The following is a 22886-nucleotide window of genomic DNA, read 5'->3' as shown; positions in this document are numbered from 1 at the left end:
AAACCGTGAGCGGTATACCGCTGCAACACGAATGCAACCCCGACGACCCGGAAGAACACCTGCTGTGGTCGTACACGAAACTGCCGATGAAGGTCGAGTCCGGCGTATATCTCGTGGCGATGGTGAGTGCGCTGCGCAAGTGGTCGAAGCAGCAATACGACGCAGGGATCCGCCATCATCCGGAACTGCAGACCATCGAGTTCGTCCCGCCCCCAGGCGGGATCAGCATGTACGGACCGCCGGGTGAGTGGCTCTCGATCGAGAAGGCCTCGCAGCGACGCGTGGAGAACGCCGAAGCAACCCAACGTGAGTTCGAAGAACTCAAGGATCAGGTCCTCGCATCGATGCCTGAGTACGCGGCGAGGATCAACTCGATGACTCCGGAGGAGAAAGCAGCGGCTCGCGAGGATGCGAAAAGCAAACTCACCGAGTCGCTCTCGAACATGCAGTCCCTGCTCGACGTACTCAACCAAGACACGGACGACACCGCTACCGGCGGCGAGACGGAGGAATCATGACATGGACAGGCGACCCGATCTTTCTCGAGCAAGTCATTCGAGATGCGGGAGTGAGTGTTTCGCTCTATCCGGGCGCACTCGATCGAGGGGAAGGTGACTTCTACCGAATTTGGGGAATCATCGACCATCACACCGGCGCACCAGTCGGGAGCAACCCCGGCCCCGGCGCGATCGCGAATCATCCGACACTCGGACTCGCCTCGCAGATTCACCTATCCCGCAAGGGCGTGGCCACCATCTGCGGCGTCGGCATCGCCAATCACGCCGGGATGGGTTCCTGGCCGGGCATCACCCAGAACGCTGCAAATCAGGTCACCATCGGTATCGAGGCCGAGAACAGCGGCACCGAAGGCTGGTCGTCCGAACAGTATTGGGCCTACGCACGCATCAACGCTGCGATTCTCCGGAAGATCGAGCAGCCGTCGTCCCACACGATTGGGCACAAGGAGTGGGCGAAGGTCCAAGGCAAGTGGGATCCGGGTGGAATGGACATGGGCAAGTTCCGCGCCGACGTCGCCAACGTCATCGCCGAACTCAACGGCGTCAAGCCCGACGTACCCGTCATCGAGAACCAGATCGATCGTGTCCGGTTCTTCTCCGACTGGCTCGGCAAGCGCCTGCACGACGGCGAGAAGCCGTGCAAGGACGGCGTCGGACGCTACGCGGACTTCGAGAACGGTTCGATCTACTGGCACCCCGACACCGGCGCCGTGCCGATTCCGAAGCTGGTCTACGAAGTGTGGGCCGCGCGTGGCTGGGAGATCGAGTTCCTCGGCTACCCCCAACGCTTTCACGTCGTCTACGACGGCGAGGGCGACCTGCAGTCCTTCCAGGGCGGCACCATCGCGCGCCGTTACGGCACACCAGGGTTCGTCTGCCACGGCGTCATCGGCCGACGCTGGATCGAAGAAGGTGGCGTCCGCGGTGTCGACGGCAAGCCCACGAAGCTCGGCTGGCCGACCTCCGACGAATACGACTTCAACGGCGGTCGCCGTCAGGACTTCGAGCACGGTTCCCTCCTCTGGCATCCGTCAGGGGCAATCGAGATCACAGGAGACAACCGATGAGCTACAACGATTCCCGCTCCAGTGCGGACATCGACAACCGCTTCGACTTCCATCCCGCCACCACGGCGGAGAAGCGCGGCGAGCACGGCAGCATTCGGGAAGCGTGCAAAGCCCTTGCCCATGACCTGGACGTGAAGGTCCCGCCCGGCCGCGAGAAGTCCCTCGCACTGACCAACCTGGAACAAGCCATGTTCTGGGCCAATGCAGCAATCGCACGACAGGCGGAACAGTGATGACGAACCCCGGTATCGATCTCCTCGGAAACCTGTTGCGTGAGCAACTCGCCGCGCAGCCGTGGTTCAAGCGGTACGCGAACACGGTCACCTCGGCGGTGGGATTCCTCGTCGGCGTGGTGTGGCTGCTGGTCTCGGCCGGTGTGCATCTGCCGGCGGAAGTGACCAGCGGCGTCCTGCTTCTCGTGAGCGCCCTCACCGTGGCGGGTGTGAAGCTCACCCCGAACGGCGTCACGGAGAAACAGGTCGTCGAGATCGAAGAGTACGTCGGCCGACACCGCTCGGACGCATGATCGCGCCGGCGGGTGGCCGGTGGCGACTGCTCGCTGGCCATCTCGCGTTGCCGTGGATTCAGATCATCTTTCTCGTCGACGCGCTCGGGCGCGGTCTGGACTACTCGTATCCGCCCGGTACCAGCACGCTGACATTGGCGACGGTCGAGCAGGCCGCACCGATTCAGTGGTGGGGTATCGCAATTGTGGTGGGCGCGCTGTGCGTGGTGGCAGGGCAGCTCGTCACGATTCCCACCGTGTCGATCGTCGGGGAGGTGATTCTCGGCGCATTGCTCACCGGACTCGGCGGCAGTTTGTTTCTGGCGGTGATGGATCGGCTGTGGTGGGAGGGCTTCCGCACAGGTCTGACGCTGATGTGTGTAGGGGCAACACACTTCGCGTTGGCGTACGCGATCACGAAGTCGAACCGAATGTGGAGGTGGTCCGATGCCCCAGCCTCCCGATGAGGTGGTCAACAGTCCGTGGGTGCTGTACGCCGCGATCGCCCTACTTGTCGTCACGTACGCGGTCGCAGTGTCGAGGAAGTTGCAGGAGTTTCTCGGTCCTCTCGGTCGGTGGATCACCAGCAGACAGGAACGATCGATCGAACGCGAACGTGCGCGACGGGTTGCCGAGGCCGCTCTCGATGACGTCGTGGTGCGCGAACTCAAAGCCGACATCCGCGATATCGGTGCACAGATGCGTGCGCAACGTCGCCGGCACAACGAGGACATGACGGCGCTGCGACTCGAGTACGACCGACGGATCGCAGACATACGCGTCGAGTACGACCGTCGGATCGAGGAGATGAAGTCTGCGCACGAGCGTGAAGTGCGTGGGCACATGGAAGAGATGGCTCGACTGCGGAATCTGTTGCAACGCTCCGGAGGTGAAATGTCATGACCTCACCAGGTGGGCCGTCCGGGATCAGTCGGCCGCCGAACTCGATCACCGGCAACGACGGCTCGACACGTGTGATGGCTCAGCGCACGCAAGACGCTGTGGTGAAACAGAAGTCGGACGAACTCAAAGCCAGTGGGTGGGGGTCCGGTTCGGGATCGTTGTTCGGGACCATCCTCGGCGGATTCGGCAACATCCTCTCCGCGATCACAGGGACGGTGAACAACTCCTACATCCGAGACATGCCGATCATCAACGATCACACCACCGAGATCAAGGAGCTGAAGGACTCGTATCGACAGCTCATTCTCCAGGGTGAAGCGATCGTATTCACCACTCCCGGAACGTATTACCCTTCAGAGGGCATCGTGTCCATCGACCTGATCCTCATCGGCGCGGGCGGTGGAGGCGGCGCCGGAAAATGGGACCTCATCCCGAGCCGTCGAGGCGGTGCATCAGGGGGTGCAGGTGGAGGTGAAGTGACGGCAACGATTCCCGCTCACCTTCTACCGGCATCGGTTCCGATCACGATCTACCAGCAAGGTATCGGAGGATCCTCGTCAGAGGCCTCCGGATACGGCGGCGGAAATGTCATGTTCGGCAACTACCTGCTCGCCGGTGGCGGCCAGGGCGGTCGCGGAGCTGACGGAAACTCCCACGCTCTGGCGATCGGAGGGTCAGGGCTCATTGCCGGAGGTGCAGGTGGCCAGGGCGGATTCGAGCCGACAGTGCCCAACGGTGGATGGTCCAACTACCCCGGGGAGCTGCGCGGCGGTGGAGGAGGCGGCGGCGGTGCCCCTTACGGCCGCGGCGGCACAGGTGGTGCGTCACCAGGTGGCCAGGCGGGCCAAGCGGGAACGGCGCCCGCAGACATCATCGCCACGGGTGGCGGTGGTGGCGGCGCCGGCATTCCCGACGGCGTTGTCACTGGCGGCGCGGGTGCCAGCCCGGGCGGCGGAGGCGGCGGTGGATATGGCGGAGGTAGCGCCGGGTCGAACGGAAATGGTGGAAACGGCGGCTTCGGCAGGCTCTACATTCTCGAACGGAAATTCTGATGCCCCGCAACAGAGTGCGAGTGTTCACCACTTCAGGAACATGGGTGAAGGATCCGAAGCTGTACGCCATCGACCTGGTCGTCCGCGGCGGTGGCGCAGGCGGTAGCTGGCCAGCAGGAAACGGCAACGGACACGGCGGAGGCGGAGGCGCAGCAGTGAAGTCGCCGAAGCGCAGAATCGCCGCGATGGATCTCCCGGGCACCGTCGAGGTCATCGTCGGTACAGGTGGCGTCGGAGGCAACTCCTCGAACCGAAACGGCAGCGACGGTGGCCGATCCGCCTTTGGGGACATCCTCGAAACCGAAGGCGGCAAAGGCGCGACAACGACCACGCGCGGCAAAGGCGGCCAATCACCGATCCCCGGCGGGGACGGCGCTCAAGCCGGATCTGTCGGCGGCAATGCCGTCAACCCTCGATACGGGCCGCTTGCGGGCGGTGGCGGGGGTGCTGGCGGGGGCGGATTCAGCGGAGGAAAGTCCGCTCTCGTTCCGGGCGGTACAAGCAATCCCACGTTTTGGCAGACCCTGCAGTCCGGTGGCGGAGGCAGTACCGGGAACGCCGGCGGATATCCCTCCGGCGGTGGCGGCGGCGGTCAGGCCCCGAACTTCAACGGGGGCAAGGGCGCCGACGGGTGCGTCACCGTAATCGAGTATCTCTACGACGAGGAAGAGTGATGGCAACAGCAACCTTGATCGACGCTGACTGGGGCGGATGCCCTGGCCCCGCCCAGATGTACGAACTCGATCCACCCTTGGCCGAGCACCGCAGGGAGAACATCGGTGGCCAATGGGTCACACTCACGCACTCGCGGGTCGTGATCTGGATGCAACCGGGGTACGGATCAACCGGGCCGTGCGTGAAGGTCGTCCCGCTCCGCACATCCGATGCGCCGGCGCTGAACGTGGAGATGCCCGGATCGTACGCACTTCAACACGAGGTCACCATCGACGAGGCCTCCTGGTGGGCACTGCAAACCGCCGGTGGCTACGAAATCGTGGTGCCCCCAGAGGATTCAACCCCTGAGCAGGAGGTGACCTAAGTGGCAACTCGCATCGGATGGACCCCGCACTTCCACATCATCAACCTCAACACCGGCGGCGTCTTCACCTTCGAACGCACCAACAAGGACGGACCGATCCGACCAGGCTCGGAAGCATACTTCCTGTGGGACAACGGAGAACGCTGGAACGGCGAGATCAGTGGAGCGAAAGTCTCGTGGAAAGTGCAACCGGACAAGGTGGCGCTGATTCCGCACAACACCGAATACACGATCTGGATCAAGTACCCGACCGCTGACCCGGCGAAGCCGGACCCCTACCCGTGGATCGCCGGTCACGGCGAGCGTTGGCCCAACAGATAAGGACGTGCACGATCATGGCAATGACATGCCCCGCAGCAACAGCGAACGCCGTAGCCACTTCGATCGCCAATCTCGGCACACGTTTCGCCCTGCACACCGGAAACCCCGGCGCAGCAGGAACTTCCAACGAAGCCAGTGGCGCCGGATACACCAGGCAGGACGCCACCTTCGCGCCGGCCGCAGGTGGAATCACCTCGACCGGGCAGATGACGTTCCTCGTCCCGGCCAACACCTTCACCCACATGACGAGGTGGAACGGCACGACGTTCATCGAGACCATCGACAACCCCGACATCGTCATCAGCCCCCAGGGTGAAGCGAAGGTGACGTACAAGATCACCGTCCCGTTCACCGTTCCCACCTAAGCGGGGCGGTCGTGCAGCTGCCGGCCCCGGACACGGGGCTTTCCAGTTTCCCCGTCTCGGATTCGGCGACGGTCTCGATGCCAGGGCCGGACTCCGGAGCGATCACGTTCCCGCCGGCGCCGATCCCGATTGTCATCATCACGGCCGTGACGGTCGTCGACGTCGAGACGTCCGTCGAAACTCTGACGGTGCCGTGGTACGTCGTCGAGACGGTGATCGATGTCGCGACCGGCGTTGAAGTACTCGCATCGGTGACGGTCGAGGCGGGGACAACCGTGGACGTCGCGACGTCGGTCATCCAGATCTTCGACTCGGTCACTGCCGAGACGATCGTCGACGTCGAGACATCGGCCGCGGCGATCGTCTCGACAGCAGTTACTGCCGAGACGACAGTCGACGTGGTGACGGAGGCACTGCTCGGTACTCCGCGGGCGATCGTCAGCGCGAACACCACTGTCGACGTCGAAGTCGAAGTGATCTCGATCCCGGTGACCTCGTTCACCGCGAACACCACCGTCGACGTCACCACCTCGGCCACCGTTGCACCCGCCGGTGTGGTGACCGCCGAGACGATCGTCGACGTACAGACGTCAGGGCTGATCACGGCATTCACGCCGTCAGGCGCAACGATCACCGCCGAGACCCAAACTGGCAGCACGACACCGGCCAAGACCACAGGGTGGGTCGCCGATACGGCCACGTACCCGGGCAGTGTGATTGTGAGCAATGGTGTGCAAATGCGTGGCAGCAAAACGGGTGCCAAGTTCAAGTTCGCTGGGCCGGTCTACTGGACGTGGTCGGGCAACGTGAACATTGCGGCGTACGTCGGTGGTGTGCAGCGAGGCACCACCGCGGTCATCAATATCCCGAACGCGTACACGGAGTATCAGCGCAGCGGTGAGATAACCATCGACGTTGCCGGCGGCGAGGTTGTCGATCTGTACATGTGGGCCGGCCAATCATTCGGCGTCACACGTCGAGTCGGATTCAAATACTGGGTCGAATGACTCGCACGACAATGGCCCCCAACTCTTCGGGATCTCCGAAGGGTTGGGGGTGATTAGTCGTTTCAGAACTGGCTAGCAGCGACCAGACTCAGCGCGCGCGAATGCCTCTTCGATTCGATGGCGCTCGTCGAGGGGGGTCTTGCTCCATTCGCCTGACCGTCGGGACTCCTCGAAGAACGCTTGCAGAACGTCGGAAGGATCCGCGTCGGGGTCGAACACGGCGGCGCTTTCGAGGAAGGTCAATAGGAAACTGCAGTACTCCGCGACGGTTCCGGAGTTCTGATAGATCGTGATGTCCTCAGCGACACCTGTGGTTGGGCCATCATTAGCACTCGGTGTGGCATTGCCTTCGACGGTGTTTGCGCAACCGGCGACGAACAGTGAGCATGCGGTGACGACAGCCAGGGTCCACTTGTGCATGCATGGATCAAACCAGACCGGCGGTGAGGTTACGAGGCGATGGCTGCAATCGTGGGTGTTGACCCGTCGACCTCAGAGGACGGGAAGCGGAGCAGCTCGACGGCGGTGACCTTCTGCAGATCGGCAACGAGGGTGTAGATCTGCGTGGTTTGCAGCGAGGCGTGGCGCATGAGTTCCTGGACTGTGCGGAGATCGACCCCGGCGCGGACGAGCATGGTGGCGAACCAGTGTCGGAGGCGATGGCCGGATCCGGGGATCTCCGCTCGGATCATCAATCCGCACAGGGTGTTGGTCACGGACTTCGGGGCCATGTGTGGCAGCCGACCGCCTCGTGAGGGGAACCACCATCCGCGGCGCGGCATCGTCTTCGCGAGTTCGACGAGGTCGGGGTGCAGGGGGAGGACCGCGGTCACCTCACCCTTGCCGACGACGGTGATCGTCTTCGCGATGATGTCGACATCCTCGCCCCTGACGCGGGCGATCTCGTGGACACGGAGCCCTGCGAGTGCGGCGAGGTGGACCATGACGCGGGTCTTGCGGTGCATCCGGGTCCGGACGAGCACAGGCATGTGTTCGTTGGCGACGGGCTTCGGCTCGCCGCGCGGGCGACGCGGGGCGCCGACCTTGGTCATGGGATTGCTTTCGCGGTACTCCATCAACATGAGCCAGACGAACCAGGATTTCAGATGAGCGTGGTAGGTGGCTCTCGTCGACGCGGACCAACCGGGACGTGCCAGCCATTTGGCGATCTGCTGGGAGTTGAGATCCAGGGCGTTGGTGCCGACTTCTCTACTGATCCGGACGACGGTTGCTGATCTGTCCGTGACTGTTCGATCCGACAGAGATCGGGCGTACTGCCAGGTTTCCCACTCATCGAGATGGGGGTCACGATCGGGGACGAGTGTGAGGTGCGATGTCATTCGGAGATTCTTTCCCCTGCTCAGGCGTGGTGCACGGTGTCTAAAGTCCTTGACCGGTTTAGGACCTTTTCCGGGATACAAACCGACCACTCGTTCGTTGATCTGATGGTGGTCGCGGCGATTTGTGGGTGCCGGTCCAGCCGGGGAAGATCAGGAAGCTCGTAGCAAATGCCGCACCGGCGGCGGGAAATTGAGGATCTCTCCATGAGTAGTACCTGGACCCTGCCTGACGACCTGACCCTCCCGGAGCCGACCGAATTCTTTCCGGCCGCCGGCGAGAAGCTGCCTCAGCACTGGTCGAAATGCTTCGGCTGCGGCGACGACCAGCCTGCGGGAATGGCGATGAGTTTCAGGGCCGGCAACGGGCTGGAAGTGACCGGTCGTCTGGAGGTCGCCAAGAAGTATCAGGGCGGTCCGGGTGTCATTCACGGCGGCATTCTGTCGACGGCATTCGACGAGGCTCAGGGCATGGCATGCATGGCTCTCGGCTCGCCGGTGGTGACCGGGCACCTCGAGATCGACTTCGCCCGACCGATCCCGTTGGGATCGGTGCTCGAATTCCGGGCTCGCATCGACGGGGTTTTGCGCCGCAAGGTCTACACCAGCGCGGAAGCAGTGATCGTCGAAGGCCCGACAGCGGATCCGGACACGGTGGTGGGAACCTCCCGAGGGCTGTTCCTGACCATCACCCCGGAACACTTCGCCAAGACCAAGGAGTTCGTGGACGGCGAACCGACTTCTCCGTTCGGCACCTCGTCGGTCTGACGCGGTAGTCGGACGCAAGTCGGTCATTTCACCGGAGTGAGCTTGGGGCGAGACGGGGCTTGTTTGCCGCCCATCAATCCGGCATAGGCGAGTGCCTCGGCCAGGTTCGCTACTTCGTTGACGCGCATGCCGGGAATGTTCGGGCCGGAATCGACCGGCACGATGGCGCTGGTGAATCCCAATCGGGCAGCTTCGATCAGCCGCCGGTTGACGCCGGCAACTCGTCGAACCTCTCCGGCGAGTCCGACCTCGCCGAGGATGACGAGCCCCTTGGGGACGGGTTTGGCCTTCACCGCGGAAGCGACCGCTATGGCGAGAGCCAGATCGGCACCCGGCTCGGTCATTCGCATACCGCCGACGGTCGCGGCGTAGACGTCGGCCTTCGAGATCGACACTCCGACGCGGCGCTCCAACACGGCCAGAACCATGGCCACACGGGCGGTGTCGAGCCCGCTGACGGCTCGGCGAGGTGTCGGTAGAGGCGTGGCGGCGACGAGGGCCTGAACTTCACCGAGTAGAGGTCGCTTACCGTCCATCATCACTGTGACTGCAGTGCCTTCCACGGCTTCTTCACGGTGATGCAGGAACAGGCCGGACGGATCGCTGATCTCGTTGATGCCCTGCTCGCTGAGTTCGAAGCATCCCACTTCGTCGGCCGCACCGAATCTGTTCTTGACGCCGCGGACCATGCGCAGGGTGGAGTGCTTGTCACCTTCGAAGTGCAGAACCACGTCCACGAGATGCTCGAGCGAGCGCGGACCGGCGACGGCGCCGTCCTTGGTGACGTGGCCGATCAGAAGCACCGGGATTCCGCTGGCCTTTGCCAGGGAGGTCAGGGCGCTGGTGACGGCCTTGACCTGAGTCACGCCGCCGACGACTCCGTCGACGTCGGCAGCAAGCATCGTCTGCACCGAGTCGACGATGACCAGGGTCGGCTTGACCTGCTCGATGTGGCCGAGAATGGTCGCGAGATCGGATTCTGCCGCCAGATACATCCGTTCGTGGACAGAGTTGGTGCGATCTGCCCGAAGTCGAACCTGACCGGCAGACTCCTCGCCCGTGACGTACAAGGCTCGATCATCCGCGCTGCGCATCGCCCAGCGGTAGACGACCTCGAGAAGTAGCGTGGATTTTCCGACACCGGGTTCTCCGGCGAGCAGAACCACCGAACCAGGTACGACGCCACCGCCGAGTACACGGTCCAACTCGCCGATCCCGGTGGGCTTGGCCTGCGTCGAGGTGCTGTCGATCTGTGTCAACGGCGTGGCCGGCGTCGTCGGTAGCACGGCGCTTGATCCCGCTTTTGCGAGTGAGGCGCCGGCGCGGCTGGCGACGGGTGCCACTACAGCGACCTCGGTCATCGAGCCCCACGAATCGCAGTCCGGACATCTACCGACCCATTTGGGCACTACCGACTGGCATTCGGAGCAGCGGTAGTTCGATTTCACTTTGGCCACCGGGACAGACTAGAGGCGGGGTCCGACATGGACCCCGCCTCTAGTTCAGTACTGAAGTTGTTCTGCGAAGCGCAATGTGCGCCTTGGTGATTCGGGGCTCAGTGCCCGGCTTCTGCAACGTCAGGCGACTTGTCCGACTCGTTGCGCTCGAGCTGCGGGCCGGCGTCGACAGGCACGTCGACGGTGACCGAACCGGCCTTCTCGAACTTGAAGGTGATCGGGACGGTCAGGCCCGGGCGAACGCCCGCCTTGATGTCCTGGAGTACGACGAGAGTGAGCGCAGCGGGTGCGTCGTCGTTCTCTTCGTTGTTCTTGATCTGGGTCTCGGCCTCGGTCGCGGCACCTTCGCCTGCGGGCAACTGGCCGGCCTGCAGCGACGTCTGCGGCTTGATCGTCAGGCCGCCGACCTCTTCACCTGCGACGACGCGTGCTGCGTAGTCGGTGGTGATGCTGACGAGCTTGTCCGTGGTCTCGGCGCTGTCGTTCACGATGCTGAAGGCGAGCACGGCGTTGCCGCCCGGCTCGATGCTGTACTCCTCGGACGAGGGGTAAGCGATGTGCACGTTGCGCAGTGCGATCTCACCGAGGTCGGCGCTGTTGCCGTTCACGGCGGCCTGCTGGACGGCGGTCTGGCTCACCTGTCCGGAACCGCAAGCGGACAGCGCGATGGCTGCGCCTGCAGCCAGTGCAATGGCGGTAGCGACTCGACGAGTCGGCTTACGGATAGCAGTCACGATTTGTCCTCCACGGCGTCAGGTTCGCACTCCACTAGGCAGAGTAGTAGATAAGGTCCCGCGGGCTGGCCGTCGGGTGCCACAACGGTTGTCTGCGTGGGCTTTCAGTCGGTTACGCAGGGGTGCTCCAGACCAGTTGAATGCACGTACAACAAGCCCTGTCAACCCCTACGCTCGAGCAAGGATGCCCCTGACCTGCACAGTTGATGAGTGGTCGGTTCTTTCACGTGTTAAACTAGTGGAATCGAAAGGGGCACGGGACACATGATTTTCAAGGTCGGAGACACCGTCGTATACCCCCATCACGGTGCGGCGCTGATCGAAGCTATCGAAACCCGCACCATCAAGGGTGAGCAGAAGGAATACCTGGTTCTGAAGGTCGCTCAAGGCGATCTCACAGTACGGGTTCCTGCAGACAACGCAGAGTACGTCGGAGTTCGTGACGTGGTCGGCCAAGAAGGCCTCGACAAGGTTTTCCAGGTTCTGCGAGCACCGCACACCGAAGAGCCCACCAACTGGTCTCGTCGATACAAGGCAAATCTCGAGAAGCTTGCCTCAGGTGACGTGAACAAGGTTGCAGAAGTTGTACGTGACCTGTGGCGTCGTGAGCAGGACCGCGGACTTTCCGCTGGTGAGAAGCGCATGCTCGCCAAGGCTCGTCAGATTCTCGTCGGAGAGCTCGCGCTCGCCGAGGGCACTGACACCGAGAAGGCAGAGACCATTCTCGACGAGGTCCTCGCGGCCGCGTCCTGACTGCAACTCAACAAAGCTGACAGTGGCAGTAGTAGCCCTGGTACCTGCCGCAGGTCGGGGAGTGCGATTGGGTGAGAAAGTGCCCAAGGCATTTGTCGAACTCGGTGGGTGCACCATGCTTGCACGCGCGGTCGATGGACTCCGGAAATCCGGGGCGATCGACCGCGTTGTTGTCATTGTGCCGCCTGAGCTGGTCGAATCCGTCGTAGCCGACCTCGGTCGTGCAGCGGACGTCGACGTCGTCGGCGGTGGTGACGAAAGAACCGATTCGGTTCGTGCCGGCCTCAGTGCGGCAGGCGATGCAGATTTTGTTCTCGTGCACGACGCTGCGCGGGCATTGACACCGCCGGAGTTGATCGCGCGCGTCGTCGACACCCTCCGAGCGGGCAGCTCCGCGGTCATCCCGGTACTCCCGGTTACCGACACGATCAAGTCGGTCGACGTGCTCGGCGCAGTCACCGGTACGCCTCTGCGTTCGGAGCTGCGTGCGGTGCAAACTCCTCAGGGCTTCTCCACCGACGTCCTGCGCAGTGCGTACGAAGCCGGTGACGTCGCCGCGACCGACGACGCCGCTCTGGTCGAGCGTCTCGGTGTCTCGGTACAGACGATTCCCGGCGACGCTCTCGCCTTCAAGATCACCACTCCGTTCGACCTGGTCCTGGCACGGGCGCTCCTGAGCTCGGAGACAGAGTTGAGCGTGGATTCACAGGACGGAAATTAGATGCGCGTCGGTCTCGGCACGGATGTTCATCCCATCGAGGTCGGTCGTCCTTGCTGGATGGCCGGGTTGCTGTTCGAGGAAGCTGACGGGTGCTCGGGCCATTCGGACGGCGACGTAGCCGTCCACGCTCTGTGTGACGCGTTGCTCTCTGCGGCGGGCCTCGGTGACCTCGGTTCGGTTTTCGGCACCGGCAGGCCCGAATGGGACGGCGTGAGCGGCGCTCGAATGCTTGCCGAGGTTCGCAGACTGCTCGAAGAGAACCAGTTCACCGTCGGCAACGCAGCGGTGCAGGTCATCGGCAACCGGCCGAAGATCGGGCCGCGACGCGACGAGGCACAGAGGGTGCTCTCGGACATCCTCGGCGCACCTGTTTCGGTGTCCGCGACCACTACGGACGGCCTCGGCTTGACCGGACGCGGCGAGGGGATCGCCGCCATGGCCACCGCGTTGGTCATGACAACCGAACACGACAGGTAAGATCGCTGGTCGTGACCCTGCGCCTATACGACACCGGTACGCGGGCCCTTCGGGATTTTGTTCCGTTGGCCCCCGGACATGCATCGGTGTACCTGTGTGGGGCGACAGTTCAGGGTGATCCTCACATCGGACACGTTCGCAGCGGCGTCGCTTTCGACGTGCTGCGACGCTGGCTGTTGGCGCACGGCAACGACGTTGCCTTCGTGCGCAACGTGACGGACATCGACGACAAGATTCTCAACAAGGCTGCCGACGCCGGTCGACCTTGGTGGGAGTGGGCGACGACGTTCGAGCGTTCGTTCACGTGGGCCTACGACCAACTGGGTGTGCTGCCGCCGTCCATCGAGCCACGGGCCACCGGTCACGTGACGCAGATGGTCGAGATGATGGAACGCCTGATCGAGAACGGTCACGCGTACGCGGCGGGCGGCGACGTCTACTTCGACGTGCAGAGCTATCCCGAGTACGGCGCACTGTCCGGCCACAAACTCGACGACGTTCATCAGGGCGAGAGTGCCGCCGAGGGAAAGCGCGATCCTCGCGACTTCACACTCTGGAAGGCCGTGAAGCCCGGTGAGCCCTCGTGGCCGACACCGTGGGGACCCGGCCGTCCGGGCTGGCACCTCGAGTGCTCGGCCATGGCGGAGTTCTACCTCGGGGCGGCATTCGACATCCATTGTGGTGGACGCGATCTCGTCTTCCCGCACCACGAGAACGAAATTGCGCAGGCCAAGTGTGCCGGCGACGATTTCGCTCAGTACTGGTTGCACAACGGCTGGGTCACGATGAGTGGCGAGAAGATGTCCAAGTCGTTGGGCAATGTTCTCTCGGTGCCGAACGTGCTCAAGAAGGTTCGTCCGCAAGAACTTCGGTACTACCTCGGTAGTGCGCACTACCGTTCCAATCTCGAGTACTCGGACGAGGCGTTGGACGAAAGCGCGAAGTCCTACCAGGGACTGGAGTCGTTCGTCCTGCGCACACACAAGCGTGCGGGTGGCGTCGAACTCGGCACGTGGACCGAAGGTTTCGCGGCGGCTCTCGACAACGACTTGTCGGTGCCGATCGCGTTGGCCGAGATTCACGGCAAGGCGAGCGAGGGTAATTCCGCGCTCGCTGCCGGTGATCTCGACGCGGCTCGGGTGGCTGCCGGTCAGGTGCGGGCCATGCTCGCGATCCTGGGCGTCGACCCACTCGACGAGCATTGGACGCAGTCCGGTGGCGACACCGAGACGGCAATGGAAGCTTTGGACGTGTTGGTGCGGGCCGATCTCGATCGTCGGCAGCAGGCACGTACGGAAAAGAACTGGGCGGTGGCGGACGAGGTCCGCGATCGCCTCATCAAGGCGGGTATCGAAGTAACCGATACTCCCGACGGACCCGAATGGTCCCTTAAGGCAGGGCAGTAACAATGGCTGGAAACTCGAGCAGGCGCGGCGCAGTCCGTAAGGGCGGCACCAAGAAGGGCCAGGTTGCCGGTTCCGGCGGTAAGCACCGTCGCGGTCTCGAAGGGCGTGGCGCTACGCCGCCCGCCGAGGCACGCACCAAGCATCCCGCGGCAAAGCGTGCAGCGCGCGCCGCACGTGCCGACGAGAAGCAGGGCCGCGGTGGCCGTCCGGGTCCGGGCCGCAAGGTTCTCGACGGTCCCGAGACAGTGCTCGGACGCAACCCGGTTGTCGAGTGCCTACGCGCCGGCGTTCCGGCGACGGCACTGTGGGTCGCCGTCGGCACCGAGAGCGACGATCGACTGAAGGAATCCGTTCAGCTCGCTGCGGACGCCGGAATCTCCATCCTCGAGGTGCCCCGCACCGATCTGGATCGCCTCAGCGCCAACGGTCTTCACCAGGGCATCGCCCTGCAGGTACCGCCGTACCGCTACGCGCACCCGGACGATCTTCTCTCCGAGGCACGCAAGCATGCCGAGCCGCCACTGCTCGTCGCGCTGGACAACATCACCGATCCCCGCAACCTGGGTGCCGTTGTGCGCTCGGTCGCAGCTTTCGGTGGACACGGCGTCGTGATTCCGGAGCGTCGCAGCGCGAGCGTGAGTGCTGTCGCTTGGCGTACCAGCGCCGGTGCTGCCGCTCGTCTGCCGATCGCTCGGGCCACCAACCTCACTCGTACGCTCAAGGACTGGGCGTCGAAGGGTGTTCAGGTCGTCGGTCTCGACGCCGAAGGTGACACGACCCTCGACGATTTCGACGGCAGTGGTCCAGTGGTGATCGTTGTCGGTTCCGAGGGCAAGGGCCTTTCGCGCCTCGTCCGCGAGAACTGCGACGCGATCCTGTCCATTCCGATGGCCGGTCCGGTCGAGTCGCTCAACGCCTCGGTTGCCGCCGGAGTCGTCCTGGCGGACATCGCCCGCAGGCGTCGTAGCAGCTGAGTTGTAACGGCTTTCAGGTGAGCCTGGCGGGCATCTAGCTCCGTACCGACCAGGCTTCCCAGAGCGCAGCGTAGGAACCGTCCGCGCCGATCAGTTCGTCATGTGTCCCGCTCTCGACTACGCGGCCACCGCTCATGACGAGTATCCGATCGGCGCGGACTGCTTGGCTCAGGCGGTGCGCTATCACCACGGCAGTCCTGCCGCTGACCGCAAGCTCGGCTGCCTGATCGAGAAGACCTGCTGCGGTGGTTCCGGCTTCGGCGGTCGCCTCGTCGAGGATCACGACTGGCGGATCGAGCAGAGCCAGTCGGACGAGGGCTATGTGCTGTGCCTGCGCCGCCGTCAACTGGTACCCGCCGGCCCCGACCCTGGTCTCGAGCCCGTCCGGAAGCTCGTGAATCCATTGAGCTTTCATTCCTTCGACGGCTTCGACGATCTTCGCGTCGTCCGAATCTGGTGCACACAACCGGAGATCGTCGGCGATCGTCCCGACGAATACGTGAACTTCCTGGCTGACCAGGACGACTTTGTGTCGAAGTTCGGCGTCACTCAGGTCGTCAATCGGTGTGCCGTCGACGGTGATTCGCCCGTTCCCGACGGGAATGATTCCGGCAATCAGTTTGGCGAGTGTGGTTTTTCCGGCACCACTGCTGCCGACGACGGCGATTCGTTCCCCCGGCGCAATCGAGATCGAGATCGAATCGATCACCGGGGTGGAGTTGTCGTACGAGTACGAAACCCGGTCCACCTCGACGCCGATGGGTTCGGACCGAGCAGAGACAGGAATGCTCGCGGGACGCCCCGGCATCGCGGTGACGCCGATCAGGCGAGCCAGGCTGGCGCCCGCATCCTGCAATTCGTCGATGTTCGAGAGAAATACCGCGATGGGGCTGAACAGACTGTGGAAGTAGAGGGCAGCGGCGGTAGCGGCCCCGATGGACACCGATCCCGTGGTCACGAGCCAGTAGCCGACGCTCAGGACCGCGGCGAGTCCGAGCAGTTCGGCGCCGTTGAGTTGGGCGAAGAAGTTGGTACGCAATCGAACTGCCTGCATGTCGAAGCTGATGGCATGCTCGGAGGTCGCGGCGATTCTGCCGATGTGCTCGTCAGTTCTCCGCAGGGCAGTGACAGTGCCTGCGCCACCGAGGGTTTCGATGAGCTGCTGCCCTCGCCTGGCCTGCGCGGCGCGAGAGCGTCGGTAGACGGGTCCGGAGCGTCGGAGGAAATGTCGGAGAGCGAAGTAATGAATCGGCGCAACGGCAACGATTGCCGCGGTGAAGCGCCAATCGATCACTCCCACACCGACAAGCGTCAATGAAATCATGAACAGGGCAGACACCGTTGCGGGCAGCACCCGGGCGATGACAGTGTTGACCGCTTCGACATCACCCGAGACCCGAGAAATCAGATCACCGGTTCCGGCATCCTCGACCAGCGACGACGGTTGCGCGAGCGTAGCGGCGAACACGTCTTCCCGAAGATCGGCCAGCACGTTCTGCGCGACATTCGCGAGAAGCTGTGTGCTCCACCAGGTCAGCGCAACTCCGGCCGCCGCTGCACCGAGCATGAACGCGGTGATGCGCAGGAGCGCGGCAAACGGTTTGCCCTCTGTGACCGCATCGACCATGAGTCCGAGCAACGCCGGGGTGGACAATCCGCAGGCTGTGGCGGAGAGAAGTACGACGGTCGTGAGTGCGAGCGCTCGCTTACGTGGCCGAAGCAGTGCCATCAATGCGCGGACGGTCTGCTTGGTCGACGCGATCGGCAGGGCAGATGCAGGCGGAACAACAGATGCATCCGGAAGGGTATCGGTCACAGTGAGTCTCCTTCCCGAGCGTCGTCGTCGATCGTGACGACACGGTCACACGAATGGAGCAAGGTCGGACTCGAGGTGATCACCAGTATGGCCTTGTCGGGAAAGTTTCTCAGCGAGTGTGCAATTCGATGCTCGGTGACAGAATCCACGGAAGTGGTGGGTTCGTGAAGGACCAGGATCGGCTGCGGTTGATGGAGAGCGCGGGCGAGAAGTAGTCGTTGGCGCTGACCTCCGGAGAGCTTCTTTCCCTGTTCACCGACCTCGGAGTGGTGTCCGTCGGGCAGATGTGTCAACACGTCGTCGAGCGCCGATGACGTCATTGCCGACGAGTCGACGCTCGGTGCTGCCAGATTGTCGAAGACGGTACCGGTGAACACGGTTCCTTCATGGGCGGAGACGAACACCTGATCGCGAACTGCGTCCGGACCGAGTTCGGTTGCATCGGTGCCGAATGCGAAATATCGGTTGGGACCCAGCGGCGTCTGAAAGGCGAGTTGCAGTGCCAGTCGGTGAGCGGAATCGTCAGCGCGCACGCCCACCACTTCTCCGCGGCGAGCCGAGACGACCGTTCCGTTGTCGGTCGAAATCAGCAGGGCGTCTTCACTTCTGTCGGAGTCGATCGCGGCTCTGTCGGAGTCGGTCGCGGCCCTGGAGTGCAGCGATTCGATCAGGTGTGGCTCGGCCAGCAGTTCTGACAGTCTGCGCGCGGAGCCTCGCTTTGCGGCGAGTTCGGCACCGAAGAATCCCAGCGTTTCCATCGGCCCGGCAATCACCCTGCTCAGTCCGACCACGGTGACGAAGTTGCCCACGGTGATCGTGCCTTGATGCGCCATCCACGCCGCCCCCAAGGCGACCGACGCCAGTACCAATGCGGAGACCCCGGAATTCAGCGCGGTCAGACTGGACATCGCTCGGACCGTCCGGATCGCTGCCTTCATGGATTCGCGGCTTGCGTGCACGTAACGCGACAGTGCGGTGGGTTCGGCCCCGAAACCTTTCAGTACCCGCAGGCCCAGCGTGAAATCCGTTGCCAGCGTTCCTGCCTCGGCTGCCTTCTTCTGCTCTGCATACACACGCTCGTCCAGCGGACCGCTGATCTTGTGGATGAAGGCGAGTTGCGCAGCCGTGATGAGAACGACGATCAGCGCGAGCGGCCAGGAGACGAAGGCAAGCGAAATCACTGCCGCGGCGAGCCCTGCGAAAGCCGAGCCCTGCTCGGCGACAACCCAGGAAAAGCCCGAGACGTGTGAGGCATCCGAGGTGGAGATGGTGAGAACTTCACCCGTCGAACGCTGAGCTTTCATGCCTCTGGCGTCGAGTACCCGTCTGGCTGCATTCAGTCGTAGGTCGTGTTCGCCGTAGACGAAGACCTGTGTGTTCAGGCGAACCGCGATGCGCCACGACAGAGCAAGTCCGACGAACAGAGCACACAGCACCGCAAGCCACACGAGAAGGGCTGTGCTGTCGGACTTTCCGATTGCCCGGTCGACGACGGTGCCGATCAGCACCGGAATGAGGGCCTGAGCTACCTGATACGACGCCTGCCCTGCGACGGCTGCGACCAACCGCGGTCCGCGTCCGGAGGAGAACGATCCGATCTTGATCATCTCGATAGGACCGGTACGAGTTTCGGGCAGCGCTGACACTCGTGAAACTCCTCGCCCAGATCTGAACACTCGTTGTGCAGTTCTACGGTAGAGCCGGTGTGAGTGCGGAAAGTGCTCGCAGATGCCAAGGGCTACGCGGCAGCGGACAGATGGAGCATCGAGACCCCATTACCGGGATCAGGTCTCGATATACCTGCTTGGTCGAAACAAAGTACGTTTGCGAAGAGAGCTGACAGAAGATGAAAAGCACTATCCGAATAATGGCTGCGGTGGCCGCAATTGCCCTGCTCGCAGGATGCCAGAGCAGCACCGAGTCAACAGCGTCGGAGGACGTGACGCAGTTGGCCGAGGCCGGCGCGCTGCCCGTTACCGTTGATCATGCGTACGGCTCGACCACCATCGAGACCGAACCTCAGCGGATCGTGACCATCGGTTGGAACAGCCAGGATTCGGTCCTCGCACTGGGCAAGACGCCCGTCGCCATGGAGTCGTTCAGTGGGGCAGGCTTGGAGAACGGAATCCTGCCCTGGGACGAAGAATTGTTGGGCGATGTCGAACCCACGTTGCTCGACAGCACTTCCGGTGTGCCGTTCGAGCAGATCCTGGCGTTGGAGCCGGACGTGATCATCGCGGTGGTCTCGGGAATCACCGAAGACGACTATGCACGTCTTTCTCAGATCGCACCCACGATTCCGTTCAAGGAGACCGCATGGGCGACTACGTGGCAGGAGCAGTTGTCGACCATCGGTTCAGTACTCGGACAACCGAAGCGGGCGGCTGAGCTGATCGAGGAAACCGACGATTCCATCGCCGACCTGGCTGCGGGTTCCCCGAATCTGAACGGGAAAACCCTGACCTTCCTGTCGGGAAACATCGACGGCCTCACCAACTACTGCGCTGACGACGGCAGAGTCATCCTGATGTCCCAGCTCGGACTGAAGCAGTCGGCCGGAAGCGCCGAGCTGTGCGGCGACACCCAGGGATCGGTGACTGCATCGCGCGAACAGTACAACGAACTGGACGCGGACGTGATCGTGCTCAACGACGCGAGTGGTCAGGGGCTCCCCGGGTTGATGGGGGACAAGTTGTTTGCCGACCTGCCGGCAGTCAAGGACGGCAGGCTGATTCAGCAGCTCGGTCTGGCACGAGTCATGGCCTTGGCTTCACCCACGTCGCTGAGCGTCAAATATGCCTTCGCCGAACTGGTCTCGAAGATGAACGGGTTCTGACCAGCTGATGCCTCTGAACGGCTGATGCTTATGAACAGCTGATGCTTCTGAACAGCTAGGCCGACAATTCGCACGCGTCCGAGTAATAGTTCTTCGGTGTCCGTCCGGTGACCTTGCGGAACACACTGGTGAAGGCGCTGGGGGTTTCGTATCCGACGCGACGGCTCACCGTCGAAACGGGAACGCCCGCAGCGAGATAGGACATCGCGGCGCGGACGCGAACTTGAATTCTCCAATCGGTGAAGGACATCCCCGTGCCCTGAGAGAACACGCGGCTCAGGGTGCGGGGGCTTCCACCGACCACATAGGCCCAATCGGCAAGCCCGCGTTGATCGGCGGGGTCGGCGATCAAGCGGCGTGCAACGGCGAGGGCCCGGGGATCGGCGGGCATCGGCACCGCGACATCGGCCGCCTCGATGGGTGCGAGGGTGTCGAAGACTACTGATTCTGCCCGCAAGCGAGCTTCGGTCGGCATGTTTCGCTGGTGCAGATGGATGAGCATCGTCTTGACCACGTCGTCTATGCCGATGATCGCGGGTTTGGTCCACGGGTGGGGAAACGACTCGGGCCGGAAGTAGGTGAAGCGTGCCTCGGTGGATGCGCCGAGCGTGATGCGGCGTGGAGTTCCAGCCGGAATCCACATGCCGACCGTCGGTGGGATCTGCCAACGAACGTCGTCGATATACGCGCTCATCTCTCCGGAAGCGCCCCACAGGAGTTCATGTTCGGGATGGCGGATCTCGCGCCACACCCGCTTCTGATCGCGCCCGATGGTGGACGTCGTCATGGCGAAGGGGAGCGGTACGTACCGGCCCGCCGGCACAGCCCAGTACGGAAATCCTGTGGAACTCATCGATGGATCATACCGCGAATGACTTAGGTAATGCTTTCCTATTTGGTTGTTCGATGCAGAGCGCGACGGAGTGCGATCGCGACAAAAGTTCGAGGGTGGCACCGAGTCCGAAGATTCGATGCCACCCTCGATCACATTCCCCGACGGAGTGTTCTTGGTGGAGCGGGTGAATCAGCTGCCGTTGGCCAGGACACCGCTGATGATGTCTGAGATGAAGCCGGCCGGGTTGTCCAGGATGGAGGAGCCGGCCGAACCGGTTCCTCCCTCGCCGTCAGAAGAGCCGAAGCCCAGATCTGCAGAGCCCGATGCGGCCGCCTCGCCGGGGTTCTTGGCACGGATCTTGGCGTAGACGCCGCTGATGTTCTGGTCGGTGCCCCACAGCGAGATGCCGATGGAGCTGGGGAGCTCGACGTAAGTTCCCGGTTGTGCGTTGTCCGGAACCAGGTAGCTCACCTCGAAAGTGACCGTCTTGCTGCCGGTGATCGAGACATTCCAACCCGCATCGGGGATGGTGACGGTGCGCGCCGCATTGTCGACGGTGGGGGAGACCTTCTCGGTTTTCTGAGTCAGCCCGAGAAAGTGCCAGGAATCGATCGAGGCGCTGTCCTTGATGTATGTGTATCCGGCCGGAAAGCGGTCCACGAATTTGTTGACGAAGAAGTCCGGATGGCCGTTGGCCGAAACTGTGGTGCGGACAGTCAATTTCCCGCCGGGCGCCACTTCTCCGTCGCCCACGACGCTCTTGGTGATCGTGACCTGGTTCGAAGTCACGGTGCTGGTCTTCGGGTGCGCGGTATCTGCGTGCGCAGCGCCGGTGCTGATGAGAAGTCCGCTGGTTGCAAGCGCAGCGATTGCTACTCCGGTGAGTGTTTTACGCATTGAAAAACGTGACATGAAATTCTCCGTTCGAGGGGTTCACGCTGACGGCGATGGGATGACTCTTCAAAGGTTGCGCCGTGGTAACCATTGAAACCTATCGGACGCTTGCCTATGTGTCAGTTCGGCAGAATTTGCGGAAAAGTCCGAATTGAGAGGACTTTTTCGATCTTGATTGCCTGCTGTTAACTGATTGGCGATCAATTCGGCGAAAAGCTGGGCGAATGTCCAGGTCGACTGTATCGTACTTCGAGAGTCGGGTTGCAACAAGTTCCAGTAATCAACGAATTCGGTTGTCCTGGAACCACTAAGAGTGGAGATTATTCGTGGCAAAGTTTGGATCCAGGAATCGTGGTCTGTCCACCGTCGGAGCTGGCTTGGGGGTGATCGCTCTTGCTGTGGGTGCAAGCGCGCTGGGCGCGGGAGTCGCGACTGCCGAGACCGCAACTTCTGGTGCCTACACATTTACTCGCACCGTGGACAATGCTTCCCCGAAGGTCGGCGACACGATCACCTACACGACCGTTTCGAGCAAGAGCGGGCTCGAAGGGTACGTCAACCGGCTGACCGAGATCCATGCCGGCTGTCTCGAGTTCGTGCCGGGCTCGGCAAAGATTTCGAAGGTCATGGGTGGCCTCCCAGGTTTGGGAGGTGCCATCAAGGAAACGGTGGAATCCCCGAATACCTCGCAGTCGACCGCAACCACGAAGGTCTTCACAAGTAGCGGGTGGTACAACAACGGCAAGAACCCGATAACGATGAAAACCAGCTATGTCGTGAAGTGTGATCCGGGTACCTACGGCAGCGGGTTGACTGTCGGCGCGACACTCATGGGTGGTGGGGCCGGAACCAGCGCCAGCTTCCCGGAAATGGGTCCCACCATCGTGGTGCAGGCAACGGATCCGACCGGCCCAGGTACGGATCCTGGTACTGATCCCGGAACCAACCCCGGCACGAACCCTGGAACCGGTGGCGGAACCGGATCGCTCGGCTCACTGAGCGGTGGCCTGGGTTCCCTCAGCGGCCTGTTCGGCTCCAGCTAGGCGAGAATTGTGAAACGGCGGGCCGAGACTGTCGAAGTCTCGGCCCGCCGCGGTCGTT

28 protein-coding genes are annotated in these 22886 nt (G+C 62.9%); 20 read left to right on the top strand and 8 right to left on the bottom strand.

Annotated features, from left to right (window positions below; all coding sequences use genetic code 11):
• Window positions 1–5 precede the first annotated feature (5 nt).
• Genes G8767_RS17045 through G8767_RS16990 form a run of 12 tightly spaced genes read left to right on the top strand, consistent with a single transcriptional unit; the run spans window position 6 to window position 6777 of the window.
• Window positions 6–518 (top strand): DUF2744 domain-containing protein, encoded by a 513-nt coding sequence (locus G8767_RS17045; protein ID WP_166810777.1) that lies wholly within the window; start codon window positions 6–8, stop codon window positions 516–518.
• Window positions 515–1585, top strand: coding sequence for an N-acetylmuramoyl-L-alanine amidase (locus G8767_RS17040; protein WP_166810776.1), 1071 nt, complete (start codon window positions 515–517; stop codon window positions 1583–1585). The genes G8767_RS17045 and G8767_RS17040 overlap by 4 nt, the downstream gene beginning before the upstream one ends.
• Entirely contained in the window at window positions 1582–1818 is a 237-nt protein-coding gene (locus tag G8767_RS17035; protein WP_166810775.1) for a hypothetical protein, read from the top strand. The genes G8767_RS17040 and G8767_RS17035 overlap by 4 nt, the downstream gene beginning before the upstream one ends.
• A complete protein-coding gene (locus G8767_RS17030; RefSeq protein ID WP_054826488.1) occupies window positions 1818–2111 on the top strand; it encodes a hypothetical protein in 294 nt (97 codons plus the stop codon). The genes G8767_RS17035 and G8767_RS17030 overlap by 1 nt, the downstream gene beginning before the upstream one ends.
• On the top strand, window positions 2108–2557 hold the full coding sequence (locus G8767_RS17025) for a hypothetical protein (RefSeq protein WP_166810774.1): 450 nt from the start codon (window positions 2108–2110) through the stop codon (window positions 2555–2557). Before G8767_RS17030 ends, G8767_RS17025 begins: the two co-directional genes overlap by 4 nt.
• The gene (locus G8767_RS17020) at window positions 2538–2993 is read left to right on the top strand and encodes a hypothetical protein (protein ID WP_166810773.1); all 456 of its coding nucleotides are present in this window, start codon (window positions 2538–2540) and stop codon (window positions 2991–2993) included. The genes G8767_RS17025 and G8767_RS17020 overlap by 20 nt, the downstream gene beginning before the upstream one ends.
• The gene (locus tag G8767_RS17015) at window positions 2990–4045 is read left to right on the top strand and encodes a hypothetical protein (protein WP_166810772.1); all 1056 of its coding nucleotides are present in this window, start codon (window positions 2990–2992) and stop codon (window positions 4043–4045) included. Before G8767_RS17020 ends, G8767_RS17015 begins: the two co-directional genes overlap by 4 nt.
• Window positions 4045–4719, top strand: coding sequence for a glycine-rich domain-containing protein (locus G8767_RS36360; RefSeq protein WP_166810771.1), 675 nt, complete (start codon window positions 4045–4047; stop codon window positions 4717–4719). The genes G8767_RS17015 and G8767_RS36360 overlap by 1 nt, the downstream gene beginning before the upstream one ends.
• Entirely contained in the window at window positions 4719–5084 is a 366-nt protein-coding gene (locus G8767_RS17005) for a hypothetical protein (protein WP_166810770.1), read from the top strand. Before G8767_RS36360 ends, G8767_RS17005 begins: the two co-directional genes overlap by 1 nt.
• The gene (locus G8767_RS17000) at window positions 5085–5405 is read left to right on the top strand and encodes a hypothetical protein (RefSeq protein ID WP_166810769.1); all 321 of its coding nucleotides are present in this window, start codon (window positions 5085–5087) and stop codon (window positions 5403–5405) included.
• 14 nt (window positions 5406–5419) lie between these two features.
• Complete coding sequence (locus tag G8767_RS16995; RefSeq protein WP_166810768.1) at window positions 5420–5770, top strand: hypothetical protein; 351 nt, start codon at window positions 5420–5422, stop codon at window positions 5768–5770.
• Window positions 5771–5781: 11 nt separating this feature from the next.
• Window positions 5782–6777, top strand: coding sequence for a hypothetical protein (locus tag G8767_RS16990; protein WP_166810767.1), 996 nt, complete (start codon window positions 5782–5784; stop codon window positions 6775–6777).
• 72 nt (window positions 6778–6849) lie between these two features.
• Here G8767_RS16990 and G8767_RS16985 read toward each other — a convergent pair whose 3' ends face one another.
• The gene (locus G8767_RS16985; protein ID WP_166810766.1) at window positions 6850–7197 is read right to left on the bottom strand and encodes a hypothetical protein; all 348 of its coding nucleotides are present in this window, start codon (window positions 7195–7197) and stop codon (window positions 6850–6852) included.
• A 29-nt stretch (window positions 7198–7226) separates the two neighbouring features.
• Window positions 7227–8117, bottom strand: a complete 891-nt coding sequence (locus G8767_RS36355; protein ID WP_166810765.1) for a tyrosine-type recombinase/integrase — start codon at window positions 8115–8117, stop codon at window positions 7227–7229.
• 204 nt (window positions 8118–8321) lie between these two features.
• Here G8767_RS36355 and G8767_RS16975 point away from each other — a divergent pair, with 204 nt between their 5' ends.
• On the top strand, window positions 8322–8882 hold the full coding sequence (locus G8767_RS16975; RefSeq protein WP_095970886.1) for a PaaI family thioesterase: 561 nt from the start codon (window positions 8322–8324) through the stop codon (window positions 8880–8882).
• A 23-nt stretch (window positions 8883–8905) separates the two neighbouring features.
• Here the strand turns inward: G8767_RS16975 and radA are convergent, their stop codons facing one another.
• Both radA and G8767_RS16965 read right to left on the bottom strand, forming a co-directional pair.
• Complete coding sequence (radA, locus tag G8767_RS16970; protein ID WP_003945739.1) at window positions 8906–10339, bottom strand: DNA repair protein RadA; 1434 nt, start codon at window positions 10337–10339, stop codon at window positions 8906–8908.
• Window positions 10340–10437: 98 nt separating this feature from the next.
• A complete protein-coding gene (locus G8767_RS16965) occupies window positions 10438–11073 on the bottom strand; it encodes a copper chaperone PCu(A)C (protein WP_095970887.1) in 636 nt (211 codons plus the stop codon).
• 264 nt (window positions 11074–11337) lie between these two features.
• Between G8767_RS16965 and carD the strand changes: the two genes are divergently transcribed.
• Genes carD through rlmB form a run of 5 tightly spaced genes read left to right on the top strand, consistent with a single transcriptional unit; the run spans window position 11338 to window position 15404 of the window.
• Complete coding sequence (carD, locus tag G8767_RS16960; protein ID WP_003945666.1) at window positions 11338–11826, top strand: RNA polymerase-binding transcription factor CarD; 489 nt, start codon at window positions 11338–11340, stop codon at window positions 11824–11826.
• A gap of 22 nt (window positions 11827–11848) precedes the next feature.
• Window positions 11849–12547 carry a 2-C-methyl-D-erythritol 4-phosphate cytidylyltransferase gene (gene ispD, locus G8767_RS16955; protein WP_166810764.1) on the top strand — a complete coding sequence of 233 codons (699 nt, stop codon included), beginning with the start codon at window positions 11849–11851 and terminating at the stop codon, window positions 12545–12547.
• Window positions 12548–13024 (top strand): 2-C-methyl-D-erythritol 2,4-cyclodiphosphate synthase, encoded by a 477-nt coding sequence (gene ispF / locus G8767_RS16950; protein ID WP_095970889.1) that lies wholly within the window; start codon window positions 12548–12550, stop codon window positions 13022–13024.
• Between the two features lie 11 nt (window positions 13025–13035).
• Window positions 13036–14430, top strand: coding sequence for a cysteine--tRNA ligase (gene cysS, locus G8767_RS16945; protein WP_095970890.1), 1395 nt, complete (start codon window positions 13036–13038; stop codon window positions 14428–14430).
• A 2-nt stretch (window positions 14431–14432) separates the two neighbouring features.
• Entirely contained in the window at window positions 14433–15404 is a 972-nt protein-coding gene (rlmB, locus tag G8767_RS16940) for a 23S rRNA (guanosine(2251)-2'-O)-methyltransferase RlmB (protein ID WP_003945749.1), read from the top strand.
• A 34-nt stretch (window positions 15405–15438) separates the two neighbouring features.
• On the opposite strand, the gene G8767_RS16935 is transcribed toward rlmB, so the two are convergent.
• Entirely contained in the window at window positions 15439–17220 is a 1782-nt protein-coding gene (locus tag G8767_RS16935) for an ABC transporter ATP-binding protein (RefSeq protein WP_166810763.1), read from the bottom strand.
• The gene (locus G8767_RS16930) at window positions 17217–18866 is read right to left on the bottom strand and encodes an ABC transporter ATP-binding protein (RefSeq protein ID WP_166810762.1); all 1650 of its coding nucleotides are present in this window, start codon (window positions 18864–18866) and stop codon (window positions 17217–17219) included. Before G8767_RS16930 ends, G8767_RS16935 begins: the two co-directional genes overlap by 4 nt.
• Window positions 18867–19066: 200 nt before the next feature.
• On the opposite strand from G8767_RS16930, the gene G8767_RS16925 reads away from it, so the two are divergent.
• On the top strand, window positions 19067–20056 hold the full coding sequence (locus G8767_RS16925; protein ID WP_240952357.1) for an iron-siderophore ABC transporter substrate-binding protein: 990 nt from the start codon (window positions 19067–19069) through the stop codon (window positions 20054–20056).
• Between the two features lie 55 nt (window positions 20057–20111).
• On the opposite strand, the gene G8767_RS16920 is transcribed toward G8767_RS16925, so the two are convergent.
• Together G8767_RS16920 and G8767_RS16915 are read right to left on the bottom strand one after the other, a co-directional pair.
• Complete coding sequence (locus G8767_RS16920) at window positions 20112–20909, bottom strand: AraC family transcriptional regulator (protein ID WP_166810761.1); 798 nt, start codon at window positions 20907–20909, stop codon at window positions 20112–20114.
• A 171-nt stretch (window positions 20910–21080) separates the two neighbouring features.
• A complete protein-coding gene (locus G8767_RS16915; RefSeq protein ID WP_234036732.1) occupies window positions 21081–21803 on the bottom strand; it encodes a hypothetical protein in 723 nt (240 codons plus the stop codon).
• Window positions 21804–22111: 308 nt separating this feature from the next.
• Here G8767_RS16915 and G8767_RS16910 point away from each other — a divergent pair, with 308 nt between their 5' ends.
• Window positions 22112–22828: a hypothetical protein gene (locus tag G8767_RS16910; RefSeq protein ID WP_346842998.1), complete on the top strand. Its 717-nt coding sequence runs from the start codon at window positions 22112–22114 to the stop codon at window positions 22826–22828.
• Window positions 22829–22886 lie beyond the last annotated feature (58 nt).

The organism is Rhodococcus sp. IC4_135 (assembly GCF_011602025.1).
GTDB classification, from domain to species: Bacteria; Actinomycetota; Actinomycetes; order Mycobacteriales; family Mycobacteriaceae; genus Rhodococcus_F; species Rhodococcus_F baikonurensis.
Note: the sequence above shows the minus strand (reverse complement) of the source record. Positions and strands in the feature narration are given on the sequence as shown.